This window comes from Fodinibius sp. GM21 (assembly GCF_058386955.1).
Map to the genome: position 1 here is coordinate 693,670 of NZ_JBYEIQ010000001.1, position 16,243 is coordinate 709,912.

General features: G+C 40.6%; 15 protein-coding genes. 3 read left to right on the forward strand and 12 right to left on the reverse strand.

Features of this window, described 5'->3' with window-relative positions; all coding sequences use genetic code 11:
• Window positions 1-13: 13 nt before the first annotated feature.
• From ACT3IB_RS02860 to ACT3IB_RS02880, 5 genes are all read right to left on the reverse strand, one after another.
• Window positions 14-787 carry a lysophospholipid acyltransferase family protein gene (locus tag ACT3IB_RS02860; RefSeq protein ID WP_491537514.1) on the reverse strand — a complete coding sequence of 258 codons (774 nt, stop codon included), beginning with the start codon at window positions 785-787 and terminating at the stop codon, window positions 14-16.
• Window positions 788-798: 11 nt separating this feature from the next.
• Window positions 799-1,560: a GNAT family N-acetyltransferase gene (locus tag ACT3IB_RS02865; RefSeq protein ID WP_491537515.1), complete on the reverse strand. Its 762-nt coding sequence runs from the start codon at window positions 1,558-1,560 to the stop codon at window positions 799-801.
• Window positions 1,561-1,661: 101 nt separating this feature from the next.
• Window positions 1,662-1,994 (reverse strand): hypothetical protein, encoded by a 333-nt coding sequence (locus ACT3IB_RS02870; protein WP_491537516.1) that lies wholly within the window; start codon window positions 1,992-1,994, stop codon window positions 1,662-1,664.
• A 24-nt stretch (window positions 1,995-2,018) separates the two neighbouring features.
• Window positions 2,019-2,783: a ParA family protein gene (locus ACT3IB_RS02875; RefSeq protein WP_491537517.1), complete on the reverse strand. Its 765-nt coding sequence runs from the start codon at window positions 2,781-2,783 to the stop codon at window positions 2,019-2,021.
• Between the two features lie 241 nt (window positions 2,784-3,024).
• The gene (locus tag ACT3IB_RS02880; RefSeq protein WP_322576172.1) at window positions 3,025-3,153 is read right to left on the reverse strand and encodes a hypothetical protein; all 129 of its coding nucleotides are present in this window, start codon (window positions 3,151-3,153) and stop codon (window positions 3,025-3,027) included.
• A 123-nt stretch (window positions 3,154-3,276) separates the two neighbouring features.
• Here ACT3IB_RS02880 and ACT3IB_RS02885 point away from each other — a divergent pair, with 123 nt between their 5' ends.
• The 3 genes from ACT3IB_RS02885 (at window position 3,277) to ACT3IB_RS02895 (ending at window position 6,247) form a co-directional block, all read left to right on the forward strand.
• Window positions 3,277-3,768, forward strand: coding sequence for a hypothetical protein (locus ACT3IB_RS02885; protein ID WP_491537518.1), 492 nt, complete (start codon window positions 3,277-3,279; stop codon window positions 3,766-3,768).
• An 87-nt stretch (window positions 3,769-3,855) separates the two neighbouring features.
• Entirely contained in the window at window positions 3,856-5,073 is a 1,218-nt protein-coding gene (locus tag ACT3IB_RS02890) for a dipeptidase (protein ID WP_491537519.1), read from the forward strand.
• Window positions 5,074-5,149: 76 nt separating this feature from the next.
• Entirely contained in the window at window positions 5,150-6,247 is a 1,098-nt protein-coding gene (locus ACT3IB_RS02895) for an alanine racemase (RefSeq protein ID WP_491537520.1), read from the forward strand.
• Between the two features lie 67 nt (window positions 6,248-6,314).
• Here ACT3IB_RS02895 and ACT3IB_RS02900 read toward each other — a convergent pair whose 3' ends face one another.
• The 7 genes from ACT3IB_RS02900 to ACT3IB_RS02930 all read right to left on the reverse strand — a co-directional run bounded on the left by ACT3IB_RS02900 (window position 6,315) and on the right by ACT3IB_RS02930 (window position 16,232).
• Window positions 6,315-8,249, reverse strand: coding sequence for a secretin GspD/PilQ domain-containing protein (locus tag ACT3IB_RS02900; protein ID WP_491537521.1), 1,935 nt, complete (start codon window positions 8,247-8,249; stop codon window positions 6,315-6,317).
• A 1-nt stretch (window position 8,250) separates the two neighbouring features.
• Window positions 8,251-9,132 (reverse strand): hypothetical protein, encoded by an 882-nt coding sequence (locus ACT3IB_RS02905; protein WP_491537522.1) that lies wholly within the window; start codon window positions 9,130-9,132, stop codon window positions 8,251-8,253.
• A 17-nt stretch (window positions 9,133-9,149) separates the two neighbouring features.
• Window positions 9,150-10,841 carry a PilN domain-containing protein gene (locus tag ACT3IB_RS02910; protein WP_491537523.1) on the reverse strand — a complete coding sequence of 564 codons (1,692 nt, stop codon included), beginning with the start codon at window positions 10,839-10,841 and terminating at the stop codon, window positions 9,150-9,152.
• Window positions 10,842-10,864: 23 nt separating this feature from the next.
• Window positions 10,865-12,115 (reverse strand): type IV pilus twitching motility protein PilT, encoded by a 1,251-nt coding sequence (locus tag ACT3IB_RS02915; protein ID WP_491537524.1) that lies wholly within the window; start codon window positions 12,113-12,115, stop codon window positions 10,865-10,867.
• Between the two features lie 240 nt (window positions 12,116-12,355).
• Entirely contained in the window at window positions 12,356-12,859 is a 504-nt protein-coding gene (locus ACT3IB_RS02920; protein ID WP_491537525.1) for a cyclic nucleotide-binding domain-containing protein, read from the reverse strand.
• Between the two features lie 92 nt (window positions 12,860-12,951).
• On the reverse strand, window positions 12,952-14,724 hold the full coding sequence (locus ACT3IB_RS02925; RefSeq protein WP_491537526.1) for a GspE/PulE family protein: 1,773 nt from the start codon (window positions 14,722-14,724) through the stop codon (window positions 12,952-12,954).
• Window positions 14,725-14,888: 164 nt separating this feature from the next.
• The gene (locus ACT3IB_RS02930) at window positions 14,889-16,232 is read right to left on the reverse strand and encodes a type II secretion system F family protein (protein WP_491537527.1); all 1,344 of its coding nucleotides are present in this window, start codon (window positions 16,230-16,232) and stop codon (window positions 14,889-14,891) included.
• Window positions 16,233-16,243: the final 11 nt, after the last annotated feature.

Here is a 16,243-nt window from a genome sequence, read left to right on the forward strand (position 1 = left end):
TTAGTCTCCGCAATTAATTCTGAGGATCAACAATCGGTGTAAACAATTGTGATACTTGGTCGTGTAACTGTTTTGAGAGTATTTTTCTGTCATTTGCTGTAAGCTTGTCTCCAAATCTGATCGTAACATCAATCCTTTTAATTTTTAACAACTCCCAAAAGTGAGGTAAAAAAGCCATATCTCCCCACCAGCATATATGCGACCACGCGGGACGATCCGCATCCGAAGAGCAATATGTGACAGTTGCACACCTGACCGGCATTTCCTTTTTCGCCGGGTAGTTTAATAAAGAGGAATTAAAAGGCAAAACCCTTTCTCCTTTTGAGCTAGTCCCCTCTGGAAATAAAATAATACCCTCTGACTCAGAGATAGTATCTGCAATACGATTATTCAACCGACGAACGTCACTCTGTAACTTTCGGTCTATAAAAAGAACGCCCAAAGTACGGGTTCCCCATCCAAAAAATGGCCATGATGCCACTTCACTTTTTGCAATAAATGTTCCGTCTAAACAATACCAAAGTGGAACAACATCAATATAGCTTAAATGATTAGATACCAGAAAGAAAGGCGGATTAGGTGGTGATCCCTCACAGATAATATTAAGCCCCAAAAGTTGAGCAGTCAACGAAGCCCAAGCGGTTATTATTCGATTTTTCCATTTGGCAACCATCGAGGGTTTCACAAAACTAAAAAACAGATTACCTGCTGCAACCGAAAGCACTGTAGCTAAAGAAAGAAGAAAGAAAAGTATAAGACGAAGGCATGCCCTTACATTTTCGATCAATTTCCTCATAACTATTTGAAAAATAGCGTTTTTGAGCGCTCATCGAGGTTTTCAAGATCTACTAATATTAAGAAATCAATCGTCTTAAACTCTGTATCCAAAGCCGGTTTCGATAAAGTTTTAGCTCCTAAATTGAGGTAAAGATCAAATAGTTGAGGTAGCTTTACGTTTCTCCAAGCTTCGGCATCCCTTTCAACATCCGGACAATGATAGTCCTTTTTAGTATCAACAACTATAGAACTGTGTATGTGATCCTTTACCCGCAAATAATCCCACACCGTCCATCCCACGGCAGGATCGGTGCTTTGGATGGAGCAGCATCCCAATAAATAACGAAGAGCAGTCATTTCCATATACTTTGCTATTCCCCTCCATAACAAGTACAGCACACGCCCGTTGCGGTGTTCTTTTTGGATACAGGCCCGACCTACTTCTACCGACTTTTGCAATATTTTTTCAGGAATGGGCGAAAGATCAAATTCATCCGCTGTGTATAATCCATGGTGCTGAATTGCTTTCTCGTAAGTCTGTAATCTGTAAGTCCCTATTACAAGATCTGATTTACGATCCACAACAATAAGGTGATCGCATTGTAAATCATATTTATCAACATCAAGGCACCTACGGTGAGATTCCTCGAATCCTTCGCCAAGTTCAACATTAAACACACGATATCTCAGTGATTGAGCGGAACGCAGCTCTGCTTCTGTTTGAGCAAGCTGTAACTTATAGCGATTGGTTGTAAGAAGTGGTCCCGTTACCGTTTTTTCCACAAAAATAAAGCTCTATTATACTTGGCGACCCCTTAGGATAAGCAACTGAGCATTAAAAAGGAATCAAAAATGGTATAATCTCCAGACAGAATCCCGAGAAATCAATTATTATTAGCAATCCAGTTTTTAAGAGCTGATGTCACTAAAGCAGAATAATACATGTCATTATTATCAGCTATTGATTTTATTTTATCAATCAGGTCGGTTTCCAGGTAGTAGCTGACAATTTTCTTTTTATTCTTCTTTTCTTTTCGGGATCTGTTATTTGTTTTCCTTTTTTGATGATTGTTATCTCTTCTTTGTTTTTTTGCTATAACAGTCGTGTCGGTATCCTCCTTAGTTTTTGATACTCCTCGATCAGGAATAAAACCCATTGTACTCTTTTCTGATTTAAAGGCAATGGGACTACTCCCTAAACTCTTCTTCTTAGACATAATACCGTTATCCCTATTAGTGTTCTAGGCGTGCTGTAACTGACCATTTCTGATTTCCTGAGCCAGCGCCTTGTAATCTTTGGCCCCGTGGCTATCAGGTGCGTATTCAAAAATGGTTTTATGATGACTCGGTGCTTCTGCCAGAGCCACATTATCTCTGATTATAGTATCAAAAACCTTGTCACCGAAATAGTCCTTAATATGATCTACAACCTCATTATTGAGGTTTTTCCGCCCGTCAAATAATGTACAGATAATACCGCTGATCTCAATTTCAGGGTTCAACCGCTCCTTAACAATTTGGATAACATCCATCAGCTTTGAAAGCCCGTGCAATGCCAAATACTCTGATTGAAGTACGATAAATATTTCCTTAACAGCTGTGAAGGCATTGAGCGTCAGCAATCCCAGGTTAGGCGGACAGTCAATCAGGATATAATCGTAATCCTTGGATAAAGTGTTAAGCTTATTTTTAAGCAGCATCTCGCGAGCCGGTTCATTGGCAAACTCCATCTCTGCTCCTGACAAATCAATGGAAGAAGGCATAATATCAAATCCATTGTGATTTATAATAGCCTCATCCGCCTCAATATCGCCTTTGAGTACGTTGTAGATACTATTTTCTAAGCGGTTGGAACTAAGGCGTAACGAGTAGGTCAGGTTTGCCTGCGGATCCAAATCAACCAATAATACCTGGAATCCCTCCCGGGCAAGTCCGGCGCCAACATTAATCGTTGAGGTGGTTTTTCCAACTCCTCCTTTTTGATTGGTAAAAGCTATTGTTTTCATACGTACATACCGCTTGTAGATTCCCGAAATCAATTAATAATTATTAATCAGAGCAATGCCCTATGTATTTAATAGAGAACTCTGAGCGCCAATTGTTACAGAAATATTAAAATTTTTTAATATTTTCTGCAAATTACTTCTCTGTCACTTTAGAAGGGGTTTTAAATGAATCATTAATCAGATATTCTTATAAATGCAGTCTTAATTGATTTACAAACAGTTAATACTGTTCGATAAAGACCTACAAATTGGGAAAGAAATATCCTATGATAAATTGAATGGCATAAATAAGTGCAACCAGCCCGGCAGCAAATAAAATAACAGCTATAGCTATTGTTTTACCCTCAGAATCTTTCTTTTTTTTAGCCATAATTTGAATATTAGTTTTACCCGTTGGTTGACTAAATTCGTTATTAGAAATCTATCAGACCCGATGTTCAGTTGCAAGTTTAAATTGATCAATTTTCTCAACTATTAACCTTTATATCGCCTAATGGAAAAATCTATAACCATTTCAGAAGAGAATTATGACTTTTGGAAAACGGGATCCATCATTTCAGCAGTGTTGGCCGTAATTACATTTATTGTATTTTGGAATTTATCAGATCCTTTTTGGATAAGTGTTACCAGGTTGGGCGCATTTATTTTTTTTGCGATAACCATTCTCTGCTATTTGCAAGTTATGAATGGTCCCATTGAAATAATGCTAAAGGTTACTGGTAAAAAAATTCTGGTTTTATATCTAAAAAACGACAAAAAAGTCCAAGAAGAACAATTTAAAAAAGAAACCATAAAAGAAGTATTTCCAACTACTGCCGGGGTAAATTATTTATTGCGTAAACTTAAACCAACTCTGAAAACTTTTAAGATCAGCTTTACTGATACGGATAACGTGCTATATCTATTTGAGTTCGGCGGACGCCCTCTCCTGTTCAGCCAATCTTCCCAAAAAAAAGTTCTTCAATTATTTAAGAACTTTTTGTAATCCAAATTTTGTAAAATCTTATTTAAAATTTGGAAAGGACTATTTTTTGACCAACATTCAACAAACTTTTAACTAAAAAATTGAAGGATGAAGTGTATAAAGAATATTAGCGTTGTACTTTTACTGGTAATAGTGTTCGCAAGCTGTGCTAAAACCAATCAGTACCAAGAACAGGCAAATAAACTTGCACAAAAAGTAATTATTGTAGACGGACATATTGATGTTCCCTATCAATTAAAAAACGAATGGGTTGATGTTTCAAAAGCAGCACCCGAACTGGATTTTGATTACCCGCGAGCCAAAGAAGGAGGCCTGGATGCGCCATTTATGTCTATTTATATTCCCGTGGAATATCAGGAAACCGGTGGAGCCAAGACTGCTGCTGACAGCCTGATTGATATGGTGGAAGGAGTTGCAAATGACAATCCCGACAAGTTTGCTATCGCCACTTCTCCGGAAGAGATACAAGCCAATTTCAAAAAAGGATTGATTTCCCTGCCCTTGGGCATCGAAAACGGTGCTCCCGTTGGAGGAGATTTATCAAATGTGCAACACTTCTATGATCGTGGAGTCCGATATATTACACTTGCGCATGCAAAGGACAACCGCCTTAGTGACTCCTCATATGATACCACCGCGGACACGCATAACGGGTTAAGTGAGTATGGGAAAGAAGTGGTACAAGAAATGAACCGATTGGGAATAATGGTGGATGTGTCTCACATCACCGACAGCGCTTTTTATGATGTTATGGATGTAACCGAAGCACCGGTTGTGGCTACGCATTCCTCATGTAGACATTTTACCCCAGGATTTGAACGAAATATGAGTGATGATCTCATCAACCAACTGGGTAAAAATGGCGGGGTTATTATGATTAATTTTGGTTCTACCTTCTTGGATAGCACATCTCAAAATAGTCAGGAACAAGTGCGCCAGGAAATGGCACAACGTATTGAAGAAAAAGAGTTAGAGCCTGAAAGTGAAGAAGCTACCCAATTTCGGGAAGAATACTTTCAGGATAACTTCAAATTCAGTACTGTAGAAAAGGTAGCAGATCATATCGATCACGTTGTCGACCTGGTAGGCATTGACCATGTTGGATTGGGTTCGGATTACGATGGCGTGGGTCCAACCCTTCCAACGGGACTTAAGGATGTATCTACTTATCCCAATTTATTTACTGAGCTTTTAGAACGTGGGTATACGGAAAATGAAATTGAAAAAATTGCCTCCGGGAATGTTTTCAGAGTCTGGAATGAAGTAACCAAAGTTGCTGACAACATGCAGCAATCAGATAATTAATCTTTTTTATATTGTATTTAAAGCCTCGGTTAAGAATATTAGCCGGGGCTTTTTTAATTAAAGTAAATTTCTACTCATGCAGAAAATAACATCACCCGCCCTTATGTTGGATGAAGGTATTTGCAAGTCCAATATTAATCGGATGGCTGATAAAGCCCAAAAATATAACTTGCGATTAAAGCCACATATGAAAACCCACCAATCTAAGAGCGTGGGAAGATGGTTTAAAGACGCTGGGGTTAAGGCAATAACCGTTTCTTCGTTGGAAATGGCTCAATATTTTGCGGAAGATGGTTGGAAGAATATCACTATTGCTTTTCCCTGCAATATCGGTTGGGTACAAAAGATCAACGGACTTGCCCAAACTATCTCTTTAACGTTACTGATTAATAAGCCTGAAACTGCCAAATATTTAGAAAAGCACTTAGCAGATTCAATTGATGCTTATATCGAAATTGATACTGGTTCAGCCAGATCGGGATTGACTTCTGATAATATCTCAGAAATAAAAGACCTCCTAGCTGTTATTAATGACACCAAATATATTAATTGGATTGGATTTTACACTCATGCGGGGCATTCATATCGTTGCCGTTCGAAAGAAGATATTTCGGAAGTTCAAAGCTCAGTAATCAATCAGTTTGATTATTTAAGAAAGCATATTAAACCTGATTTTGGAGACTTTGAAATCTGTTCCGGTGATACCCCTTGTTGTTCTATTGCCGACGAATTTGGTCCTATTGATGCGATCAGCCCAGGCAACTTTGTATTTTATGATCTAATGCAAAATCAAATTGGCAGCTGTAGTTATGCTAACATTGCCGTCGCGATGAGTTGTCCTGTGGTGGATAAATATCCAAAAAGAAACGAATTGATCGTTCACGGTGGAGCGATCCACTTTTCCAAAGAGACATTAACTGAAAATGGTGTTGCTCACTACGGAACAGTTGCCCATAAAGTAGATAACTACTGGGAAGCTGTCGATGATTCATCATATCTTATTAAGCTCTCACAGGAACACGGTATTATTCGTTGCTCAAATCATGTACTCAAAAGCTATGACATCGGCGATACCATAACCATTTTACCGGTGCATTCCTGCCTTACCGCCAATCTAATGAAGCAATACCAGTTGGTGGATAAAAATCACACTATCATTAAAATGATGAAATAAATCATAAAAAAAGGCACCCAATTTGTTGAGTGCCTTTGAAATTTACGTCCTGTAAGGTGAATTAAATCTACTTTGCTTTATAAACCCAGGCTTCCGAATTCTCATATTGTCTGATATCGGCAAGTCCCTTTTTAGCACTCTCAAGATCATTAAAGCCCTGGTAAGTAACCAGATGGATATCTGTGTCCTGCATCTTAATTATTGAAGGATTAAAGCCTTTCTCAGCAAGCTCCTGCTTATGCTCTTCGGCATTTTCCATGACACGAAATGATCCCCCAATAATATAATAGGTAGAGAGTTCATTACTGTTTCCGGTAACATCTTCTTTACCTTCCGAATCGGCAGTTGCAGCATCACTTTCATGGCCAGCAGTATCGGGTTGAACATCTTCTTCACCACCAAGGTTAAGTTCGACTTTTTCCGTTTTAACTTCCGGATCCTTCATTGCCTCGGGAGGATCTTGTTGTTCGCTTTCTTCATCTAACGATTCCGACTCCGTATTCTCTGTTTGTTGATCAGCAGTGGAATCCATTTCATCTTTTTGCTCGGATTCGGGTTCAGGCTGTACTTCTTCCTGGTTTTTCTGAGGCTGTGGATTTTCTTCCTCCGGCTCACCGTCAAACATTTCCTGGAGGTCTTCATCCTTCTCCCTGTTCATAATTTCCTGACCTTCAGAGGCCTCTTTCTGCATTCGATTGCGTTCATCCTGCAGAACTTCATACTTATTCCTGAAATCTTCTTTACCATATCGATCGGGTATCGTAGGCTCTAGGGATGCCTGTATGAGTATTACAAGCTCCCTCATCTGGTAATCATGAGACTCGTATCCAAACAGGTATCGTAATCCAAAGAACCACGGCGGAAGATCCTTTAAGATAGGAATACCTCGTCGCACATCGGCGCGTTCGGTTCGGTACAGTCCGGCAATAACGGTTGCCTCTCCATCAAGCAGCAAGGCCTGTGTTTGAGCTTCCTGCTTGTTAATAATCGTGCTGACCGGGTCAGGTTGTGCCGATGAGCGTTCGGCCTCAATATCCAAGTGAATAAAGGTCGTATCTCTCTGGGTAAGAACCTGGGGCGTAACCGTAAGAATAGTACCGACCGAGAAAAATTGTTCCACAACATTGCCGGCGATATCTCGCTGTTTTATTGAGAAATCCTGTCCTACCTGAATATTCCCTTCCTGTCCGTCCATCACTTTTACCGTAGGTGAAGCAAGAATTTCGCCGAGATTATCCGCTTCAAAAGCACTAAATAAAGCCTGAACCTCTATTCCGGAATTCCCAACCTCTCCGAAATTAATGAGTGAATTAAAAACGTCTTGCGAAACACTTTGAGCCCCCTTAGAATTTACCTGGACAAAGGGGCCATCGGTTGTAATAGGAACTTGCTGGGTTTGACCTTGCTGGCCACCTCCACCTTGGCCTCCGCTGCTTGGCTCGTTAAGTAATCCTTCAGGTACATTTTCAGAAATAGTTGACCAGTCTACACCAATTTCCTGCAGGGCTCGGCGGTTACCTTCAAAAAAGATCGCATTAATTCGAACTTCGTGAGTTTGCGTAGTGGCCACCGGACCCTCTCCTTCTCCACCGCCTGCTGCGGCTTGAGAGGTTGCTTGGCCCGTGGCTCCCGCTTCGATAGATGCGCGGGTTACAATCTCAAAAAACTCCTGCTTGTCAACCAAATGGAGCTCCTTGACACGCAGAATTAGCTTTAATGCATCCATCCAATGCATAGGGGGCACTGAAATACCAATTTCGCCCTCAATATCCGTGCGGTTGATGACCGCCATATTCCGAAATTGTTGCGAAAACTCATTAATAACATCAACGGCACGAGCAAACGAAGTGGTTCTGTCAAATCGAACGACTTCTTCGGGGTTGGTATATTCTCTGAACTCTGCAGGCAGGTTATCCCGATTTTGACTATGCACACTGCCAATCGCAACAAATAGCAATGCCAGTGTAAAAAGAATAGTTTTTTGGTATCTAAAAGATTTCATATTAGTTACTGCTTTCATTTTCATCTTCATCATCATTATTAACCTGCAAGGTTATTCGCTCAACGATTCCACCTTTGTTAAGAGTAAAAGAAGCGGTTCCCTCATCAATATTTATTGATGAAAGTCTTCCGAGATATACCTCATCACCTTTGGTAAGTCGTTGCATTATTCCCTGTTGATCAAGCAAAAAGATCTTATTGGAACTTATCGCCAAAAGGTCACTATTTTCGACATTAATAAGATTATCTTCATTATCTTTGACCGACCTGATCAATGGATAAAATGGATTATTTACAGATCCAAGTAAATTGTTATTGATTGTCAGGTCGGTTTCGCCCAATAACTTTACGCGGTCATAGAAACTTTCCAAAGCAAACCGGTAATTTACTTTCCCATAGGAATCGAGCTCATTGATGGGGTTAACTGTAACACCACTGACTTTATTTAGTGGTTTGTTTAACTCAATTTGGCGCATAAAGTTGATAAAATTCCGGTAATAACCCTGCCCGGTAACCTGCATCGAAATGACTCCATACTGATTATAGGTCGTTGAATCTGAAAAACTAAAGGTAAACTCTGTATATGCCGATCCTGTACTTACCCGATCCAGAAAATCATAAACATTATCTTCGTTGCTGTTGGGATACAAGCCCTTATTATAGTTATTGAAAAATTTGGTAGCCTCCTTGAATTGGTTCTCAAGCATCGGCAACTGATCAGCTTTTTGTTGCTTCTGATTTAATTCCTGCTGTGTTTGTTCAACATTTTTTTCCAATTTTTCAAGCTTTGGCTGCTGAAAGAAATAAATATAGCTCCATCCCCCGCCTATAAAGGTGGTCAAGACAACAAGAAGAATGATTGTATTTCGTAGACCGTAGGACATATATCGTGTTTGCTAAATTATTTGCCAATCAGATTTTTAACTTCTTCCGGTGATGACGGTGAATAAATAGAATCAGATTCGGCAAAAGATTGTATCAGTATTGAAAAGGTATATACCTGCTTTTCGCGCATTTCTTCATTATTAACGTTCAGCAAGGTAGCTTCATCAAAAATATTGACAATTTCCGGAATTCGGTTCCTGTACAGAGTATACCCCTGAATAAAGGTACCATCTCCGGACTGAGAAAAAGAGGTTAACCAAGTGCTACCCACTGATTGAATTCCATTATTCAACAGATCAAGTTTTACCGACCACTCCTTGCTGCCTTGTGTGAGTGTATCGAGCATCGTCAATTTCTCTTTGAGAACTGACAAATCCTGCTGTAACACATCCACTTCATTCACAATCGGCTCCAATCGTTCGATCTGAGAGTTCATTTGATTTAATTCACTCTCGTAAGCATCAATCTGTCGAGCGTTCTGTGTATAGAAGTAATTAAAGGTAATGGGCGTCAAAAATATCAAAAACAGAATGAGCATTCCATGCCATTGCAGCTGAAATATCTTCTGGCGATCCTGCACATATTTAGGGATAAAGGATAACTTGGGAAACACCTCCTCTTTTGCCCCCGAAGCTGCTAATGCAGCACCAATTGCAGTTGTAAATGAAGGGATGCTGGAGGAATCTACGCTCATACTGTCAATGAACTCGTCCTTTATCGCCAAGTTCTCTACGTGGATATCCGGGAAATTCTGTTTAAAGAAATCTACCGCATCACTTCCTCTTGTATTATTAGCTAACAGAATACGATCCAAGCTGGGCACCTCTCCTGTATCCAACTGGAAAAGAATTTTACTAAAAACCGTATTCATGAAGGATTTTTTCTCTGTTCCTTCATTAATAATCGGAGAAACCAGCCAAATCTCTTCTCCTTTCATAAAAACAACGCGGCAGGTCTCTTTTCCAAACTGAATAATACCCGTCATTTCATCGGCCTCAAGCTCATAGTTAGCTTTTACCAACCCTACCAGTGCAGTCTCATCCGGAATAATGCTTTTGATATCCAGCTTTCCCGTATAAAGCTCGCGAGCCCGGTTTACAGCCTTTAGGGTAATAGATTCATCCTCGATAGAGCCGAGTAACAGGGATCCGTCTTCCCGAACTTCATAAGAATATTTATCCGAGGATTTTGGAGTGCCGTAGATCGATTCAAGTTTATCCTCGAGATCTTGAATAAGATCTTTTTCTTTAACTTCAGAAAAATCAGTATCCCTGATGACTTGAAAAATCGTGTGCCCCGCAGGAATATTTAATCCTAAGTAAACTTTCTCACTGTCTATATCAGATAGGATATTATAAATAAGAAGCTCATTGGATTGAGGGGTTTCGGCCTCCTCAACCATATCCAGCTCCATATCTTCATCTTCTTCCTCCTCTAATTCCGAAAGATCAAAGTCATCTTCAATATCCTCTTCTTCGTCCTCTTCAAGACCAAATATAGAATCAGCATCATCGTCCTCTTCGAAAACCACTTCTTGCTCAGTACCAGCATTCAGATCTCGGCTCTGTGCCTGCTGATCTATCTTTTCAACAAGTGAAAAGCGGTCTAACTTAACGATTTTAGCTGAACCACCTTCAACCCGCAGTCGTGCCACACGAATAAGGTCATCCTGAACTATAAGTCCTACATATTCATTTTTTCCAAACATCCCGTAAAGTTATCCGTCGTAGATTAATATTGGGTTTCTGAAATAAGCTGCTTTACCCGTTTTTTGTTATTGGCATTATTGATGGCTTCTTCTTTTGAAATTTTACCCTGATCATAAAGACGTTTAAGATCTTGCTCCATGGTCATCATCCCTTGTTCACCTCCCTCCATGAGCATCTGGTAAATCTCATTGACATTGTTATTTCTAATAGCCGCTTTTACAGAGCTTGTAACCATTAACACTTCTTTTGCCAGGACCCGCTTACCGTCAAGGCTGGGAATCAATTTTTGACTTATTACACATGTAAGAACATCGGCCAGGCGTGTACGCACGCGATTTTGCTCATCGGGAGGCACCTCACCAAGAATACGCTCGATACTCTCCATTGCCGAACTGGTGTGGAGCGTCCCAAATGTTTTGTGACCCGAATCGGTGATTTCGAGTGCCGTCATTATGGTTTCTGGATCACGAAGCTCCCCAATGACAATAATATCAGGATCTTGACGCAGTGCCTGTATAGCACCTTCCTTAAATGATTTAACATCTCGACCCACCTCACGATGGCGGACTACCGATTTTTTCGGTTCATGCACAAGCTCAACGGGAGAAGCAATAATGACAATATGAGAATCAACCGTCCGATTATTGGCATCAATTACCGTATCAAGGGTTGATGATTTACCCGACCCGGTAATTCCCGTAACAAGTGTCATGCCATACTTAAAGTATTTGAGGCTAAGCGCTTTTGCTACTTCGGGATGAAGATTAAGACCTTTAAACGGACGAATTTCGTTATCGATTTTACGCATGTTCAATGCCAAATGCTCCAGGTCAAAATACATGTCGGCACGATAACGACGAGCACCTGAAATTGAATCGGTGCCCGACAGGGAATACGAGAAGTCTAAATTTCGATTTTCAAGCAGATGCTCTCGCTGACTGGGCATGATCAAATTGTGCAGTAAAAAATCGGTTTCGATCAGAGAAAACTCGGGCGCATCTTTAGCCGGTGATTTATCACCATGGATACGATACCAGACTTTATTACCGCACCCCGGGCCTCCCAAATCAATATCAGAAGCTTCATTCTGATACATTTTTTTGAGAAGGATCTCAACAGCATCGCGAAGTTGTGCACGGGTTTCCTCATCCTGACTGTTAATAATCTTTCCAATTTCTCGATGGCGTTCCAACCCTCTTAAACTGTCACTGAGTTGTGCAGCAAGTGGTTTTATGACCTCTTTTACGCTATTTTTTTGTACCCCTACTTCCATCAATTGATCTGGTTGTTCTTACTTACCCATTTATATTCGTGGTCTACTGTTAATTAAGAACTGCAAAGCGGTTCTTTGTTACGAAATATTTTCAATGTTAATGAACATACATCTGTTTATTAATCCAAATAATTCATCGGATTTCTTCAGGCACACAACAAAACATTAAAAAATTTTAATATTTCCAAAATTATTTCAGGCTGCTGTAGCTGCAATGTCTAAATAAAAATGATGGAGCAGTTACCAGTTACTGTCGTCTAAAAGGCGCTTTTTGAGTTGCAACAACTGTACATTCATGTTGCTAATCTTTTGCTGCTGAATCTCAATAATATTCCGGGTAAAAATATTAAACAATTTTTCAGGCTTCTTTCGGAAAAAGTTCAACGCTTCGTATCGATCAAACTTTAACAGTTGTGATTCTCCCTCCGAAACCACCTTTGCCATCCTGTTATTTTTGCTAAAGAGAAAAGTTTCACCCAAGAAATTACCCTTGTTGAGCGTTGCAAGCTGGATATTATCTTTCCAAATAGAAACTTTGCCCTTTGTAATCAGATAAGCAGAGTTGACATACTCCTCTTCGTTAATAATCACATCATCCTGAACAAATCGCTCTTCGGTCCCCAGATTCAAGAATTCCATTATATCCTCATAATGAAAATTCCGTAACAACAAAGGCGGTTCTTTTAAAAACTGCCGTATATGTTCTGGCGTTGCCTCTTTTTCTGCTTGATTATCCGTTGCCATAACTTATCTCCGAATTTAACTTATGCTAACCCCTTAAAGACATTAATAATATTAATGATTATTTAGCTCTACCCTAAACGTCTAAGAGTTTTTTAATCTTCAATTGTAATTGCTGCAATTTCTTCAATAGTTGTAAGTCCGTTCTTAATACGTTCCCGACCGGAACCACGCAAACTTAACATTCCCTGGCTCATCGCATATTCTTTAATCGCGACTTCATCGATCTCGTCTCCTGACTCCAGGATCATTTTCCGAATCTCTTTGTCAAAATATAAGGCCTCCATAATTGCAGTACGCCCCTTATATCCATTCGTACACTTGTCACATCCCACAGCTTTATAAAAAGTAGTTTCTTCGTACTCTTCCTCTGTAAAGCCAATTCCTTTGGCCGATTCAATATGTGGTCGGTATTCTTCCTTGCAGTTCTTACAGAGTGTACGTATCAAACGCTGAGCCATAATCAGGTTTACGGCATTCGCGATCAAGAACGTCTCAACCCCCATCTTATAGAGTCGGGAGATAGCGCTGGGAGCATCATTCGTGTGCAGTGTAGAAAAGGTAAGGTGACCGGTGTTTGCCAACTTGATAGCGATTTCTGCGGTTTTAAGGTCGCGAATCTCACCTACAAGCACAATATCCGGGTCGTGACGCAAGATACCACGCATCGCCAGATCAAAGGTCATATGGTTACTAATTTTTAGCTGACGTGCACCGTCAATAAGATACTCAACCGGCTCCTCCACCGTGAGTACATTTACCTCGGGCGTAATCACATAATAAAGTGCGGCGACCAGCGTCGTTGACTTACCACTTCCCGTAGGCCCCGTAACAATGACAATACCCGAAGGTTTTTCAATCGCTTTAACAAAGTCTTCTTTCGCCTTTTTCTGAAGTCCCAATACATTCAAATCGGTAATAACTTCACGGTCATCAAGAATACGAATAACAATAGACTCAAATTTTCGATCGAACTGGGCACCTACCATCGGCATAATAGATACACGATAACGGATGTTGTGTCCGTCTACCTGACGCTGTATAAAACCATCCTGAGAAGCGTCCCGCTCAAAACGGTCTACGTTACGCGTCTTATCTTTAACAACCGCCGAAATGGCTTCCGGCTTTACATTATTTTGCTGATGCCATAGCTGTAACTTCCCGTCAATACGAAATCGAATATCGGTCGATGCCGGTCCGCACGGCACAATATGAATATCACTTACGCCCTTTCGAACTCCCTCCACAAGGAAACCCTCAACCAGAGAGTTGAGCATACTCTGGTTTATTTCTGCATCGATTTCCTCTTCGTCAATTTCGTCACTCTCTTCCTCGAGATCAGGCTCTTCATATTCAATTTCCTCAAGCAGATCCAAAAACTCATTCTTCTGCTCGTACACCTGCGTTAAAATCTGTTCTACCAGCTCATACCGGCAGTAGACAATATGGTGCTGTTTGAAGTTTAACTTGTTGACGATGTTTGAGAGCGTGGGATCAGATGGATCGGCAGCAGCAATTGTTAGGGTATTCTGACTTTGACGAATAGGTACTGCTTTTTGATGTACTAACTCATCTACAATTTCGCCTGGAAGTTCGTCAATATGGGATTTAATCTCCTCGATATCCTCATCATCGATAGAATCTTGGTTGGCAAACTCCTCTTCAAAAGCATAAATCGAGGCAATTTCACTCATTACCTCGTGCCTGTCGATACCGAGATCCTGATATAAAATTTGCCCCAGCCGACGGTTCGAGGTTTCCGGTTCTTCCCGTAAAATCGCCAACGCTTCGTTAAGCTGGTCTTCGGTAATAATATCCCTGTTAACCAGGATATCACCAATATGTCTGCGTGTATTAACTTTTCCCATTAAAAACCAACGGTTTGCTGAGTAGTCTGACGTTCATGAAAAAATACTTCCTCAATATACATGTTCATGATCGAAATGAAAGTAAAAAATCGGAGTCTTCATTATTTTCTCATAACAATGCACTTTTAGAATCTTTTTAAAGTTCCAAAAGAATTTCGCCTGTTTTACATTGCTCCTGAATTAGGTTGAATTAATGCAGATTCGGCAGAGACAATCGTAATGGCAATCAGGGCTATCATAATGAATATATTAACACCAAGACTGATCATATCCACAATGGTATCCATCTTATAGGTCGTCTGGGTTTCGTAATACTGTGCCAACTGCTTGGCATTTTGCTTAAGTGCCCCCGACTCAGCCCCCAATTTGAATCTGCTTATGGCCGTATCCGTAAACACGCCCGTAGCCTTGAGTGATTCTATAAGACCGGCCCCCTCTTTTAACATCATCTTTATCGCCACTTCTTTTATCTGCTTCTCCATGTATTTATTTCGGCAGGCTTCCGCAGCTACTCGGATCACCTCAATATTTTGTCCCGACCCACTATACAACGTGAAAAATACACGAGCAAATATTTCGATGCTGGTCTTGTGTATGAGATCACCGATCACCGGAATTTTAATGATATTTTTATCCCGCCATAACTGACCCCTGGGCGTTTGTGTCAGCCAATACCATGCCGCGGCAATGGGAATCACATGCGCCAGGGTAAGCATCAGCCAATTATTCTGCAGCCAGTAACTAAACTCAAGGGTAGCAGCCGTCATAGGTGGGAGCTTAATATCCATCTCTACAAAAGCTTCTGCGGTAGCGGGAAAAATATAGCCAACATAAAATAAAATGGTAGCGATGGTTGCTATAACAGTGATGGTCGGCATTAACAGCGATCGGCGCAGATTACTTTTAAATTCCGCGTCACGCTCCAAAAATTTTGCCGTACTTCTAAACACCTTCGCCATATTACCACTGGTGGAAGCAACGCTAAGCATATAAGCCGCAAATTCACCGAAGACATCCTCATGCTTGCCATAGACTTCATCCCCTTCTTTCCCATCTTTGAGATCTTTTTGAATGGTGGCAATAGTCTCTTTCATACGGGCGTTCGTAGTATCCTCGTGCAACAGTTCCAGAATTTCATCAAAGCTGAGCTGCTGCTCCAAAAGATCAGCGCTGAGACTAATAAAGGTTACGACCTCCTTCTGAGGAACCCCTCCTTTAAAATCAAACCACTTTTTATTAATGCGGATAACCTTATAACCCAGCTTAACCAAGGCTTTCTCTACTTCTTCTTTGGAAAAAGCCTCCTGCTCTCCGGTAACGGGATCTTTATTCCCTTTTTGAACCTTGTACTGGTAAGTTTCTTTTTTATCAATCCCCTTAACCTTGAAGCCGTTTTTTCTGGATAGCTTCTCCACCCTGTTTTCGGCTTCTTTTTTGCTGTCCGCCTCAAACTCTGACTTAATCATCTTGCCTTGCGGCGAAACAGCTCTAAGTCTAAACTCCGGCATAATCCCTGTTA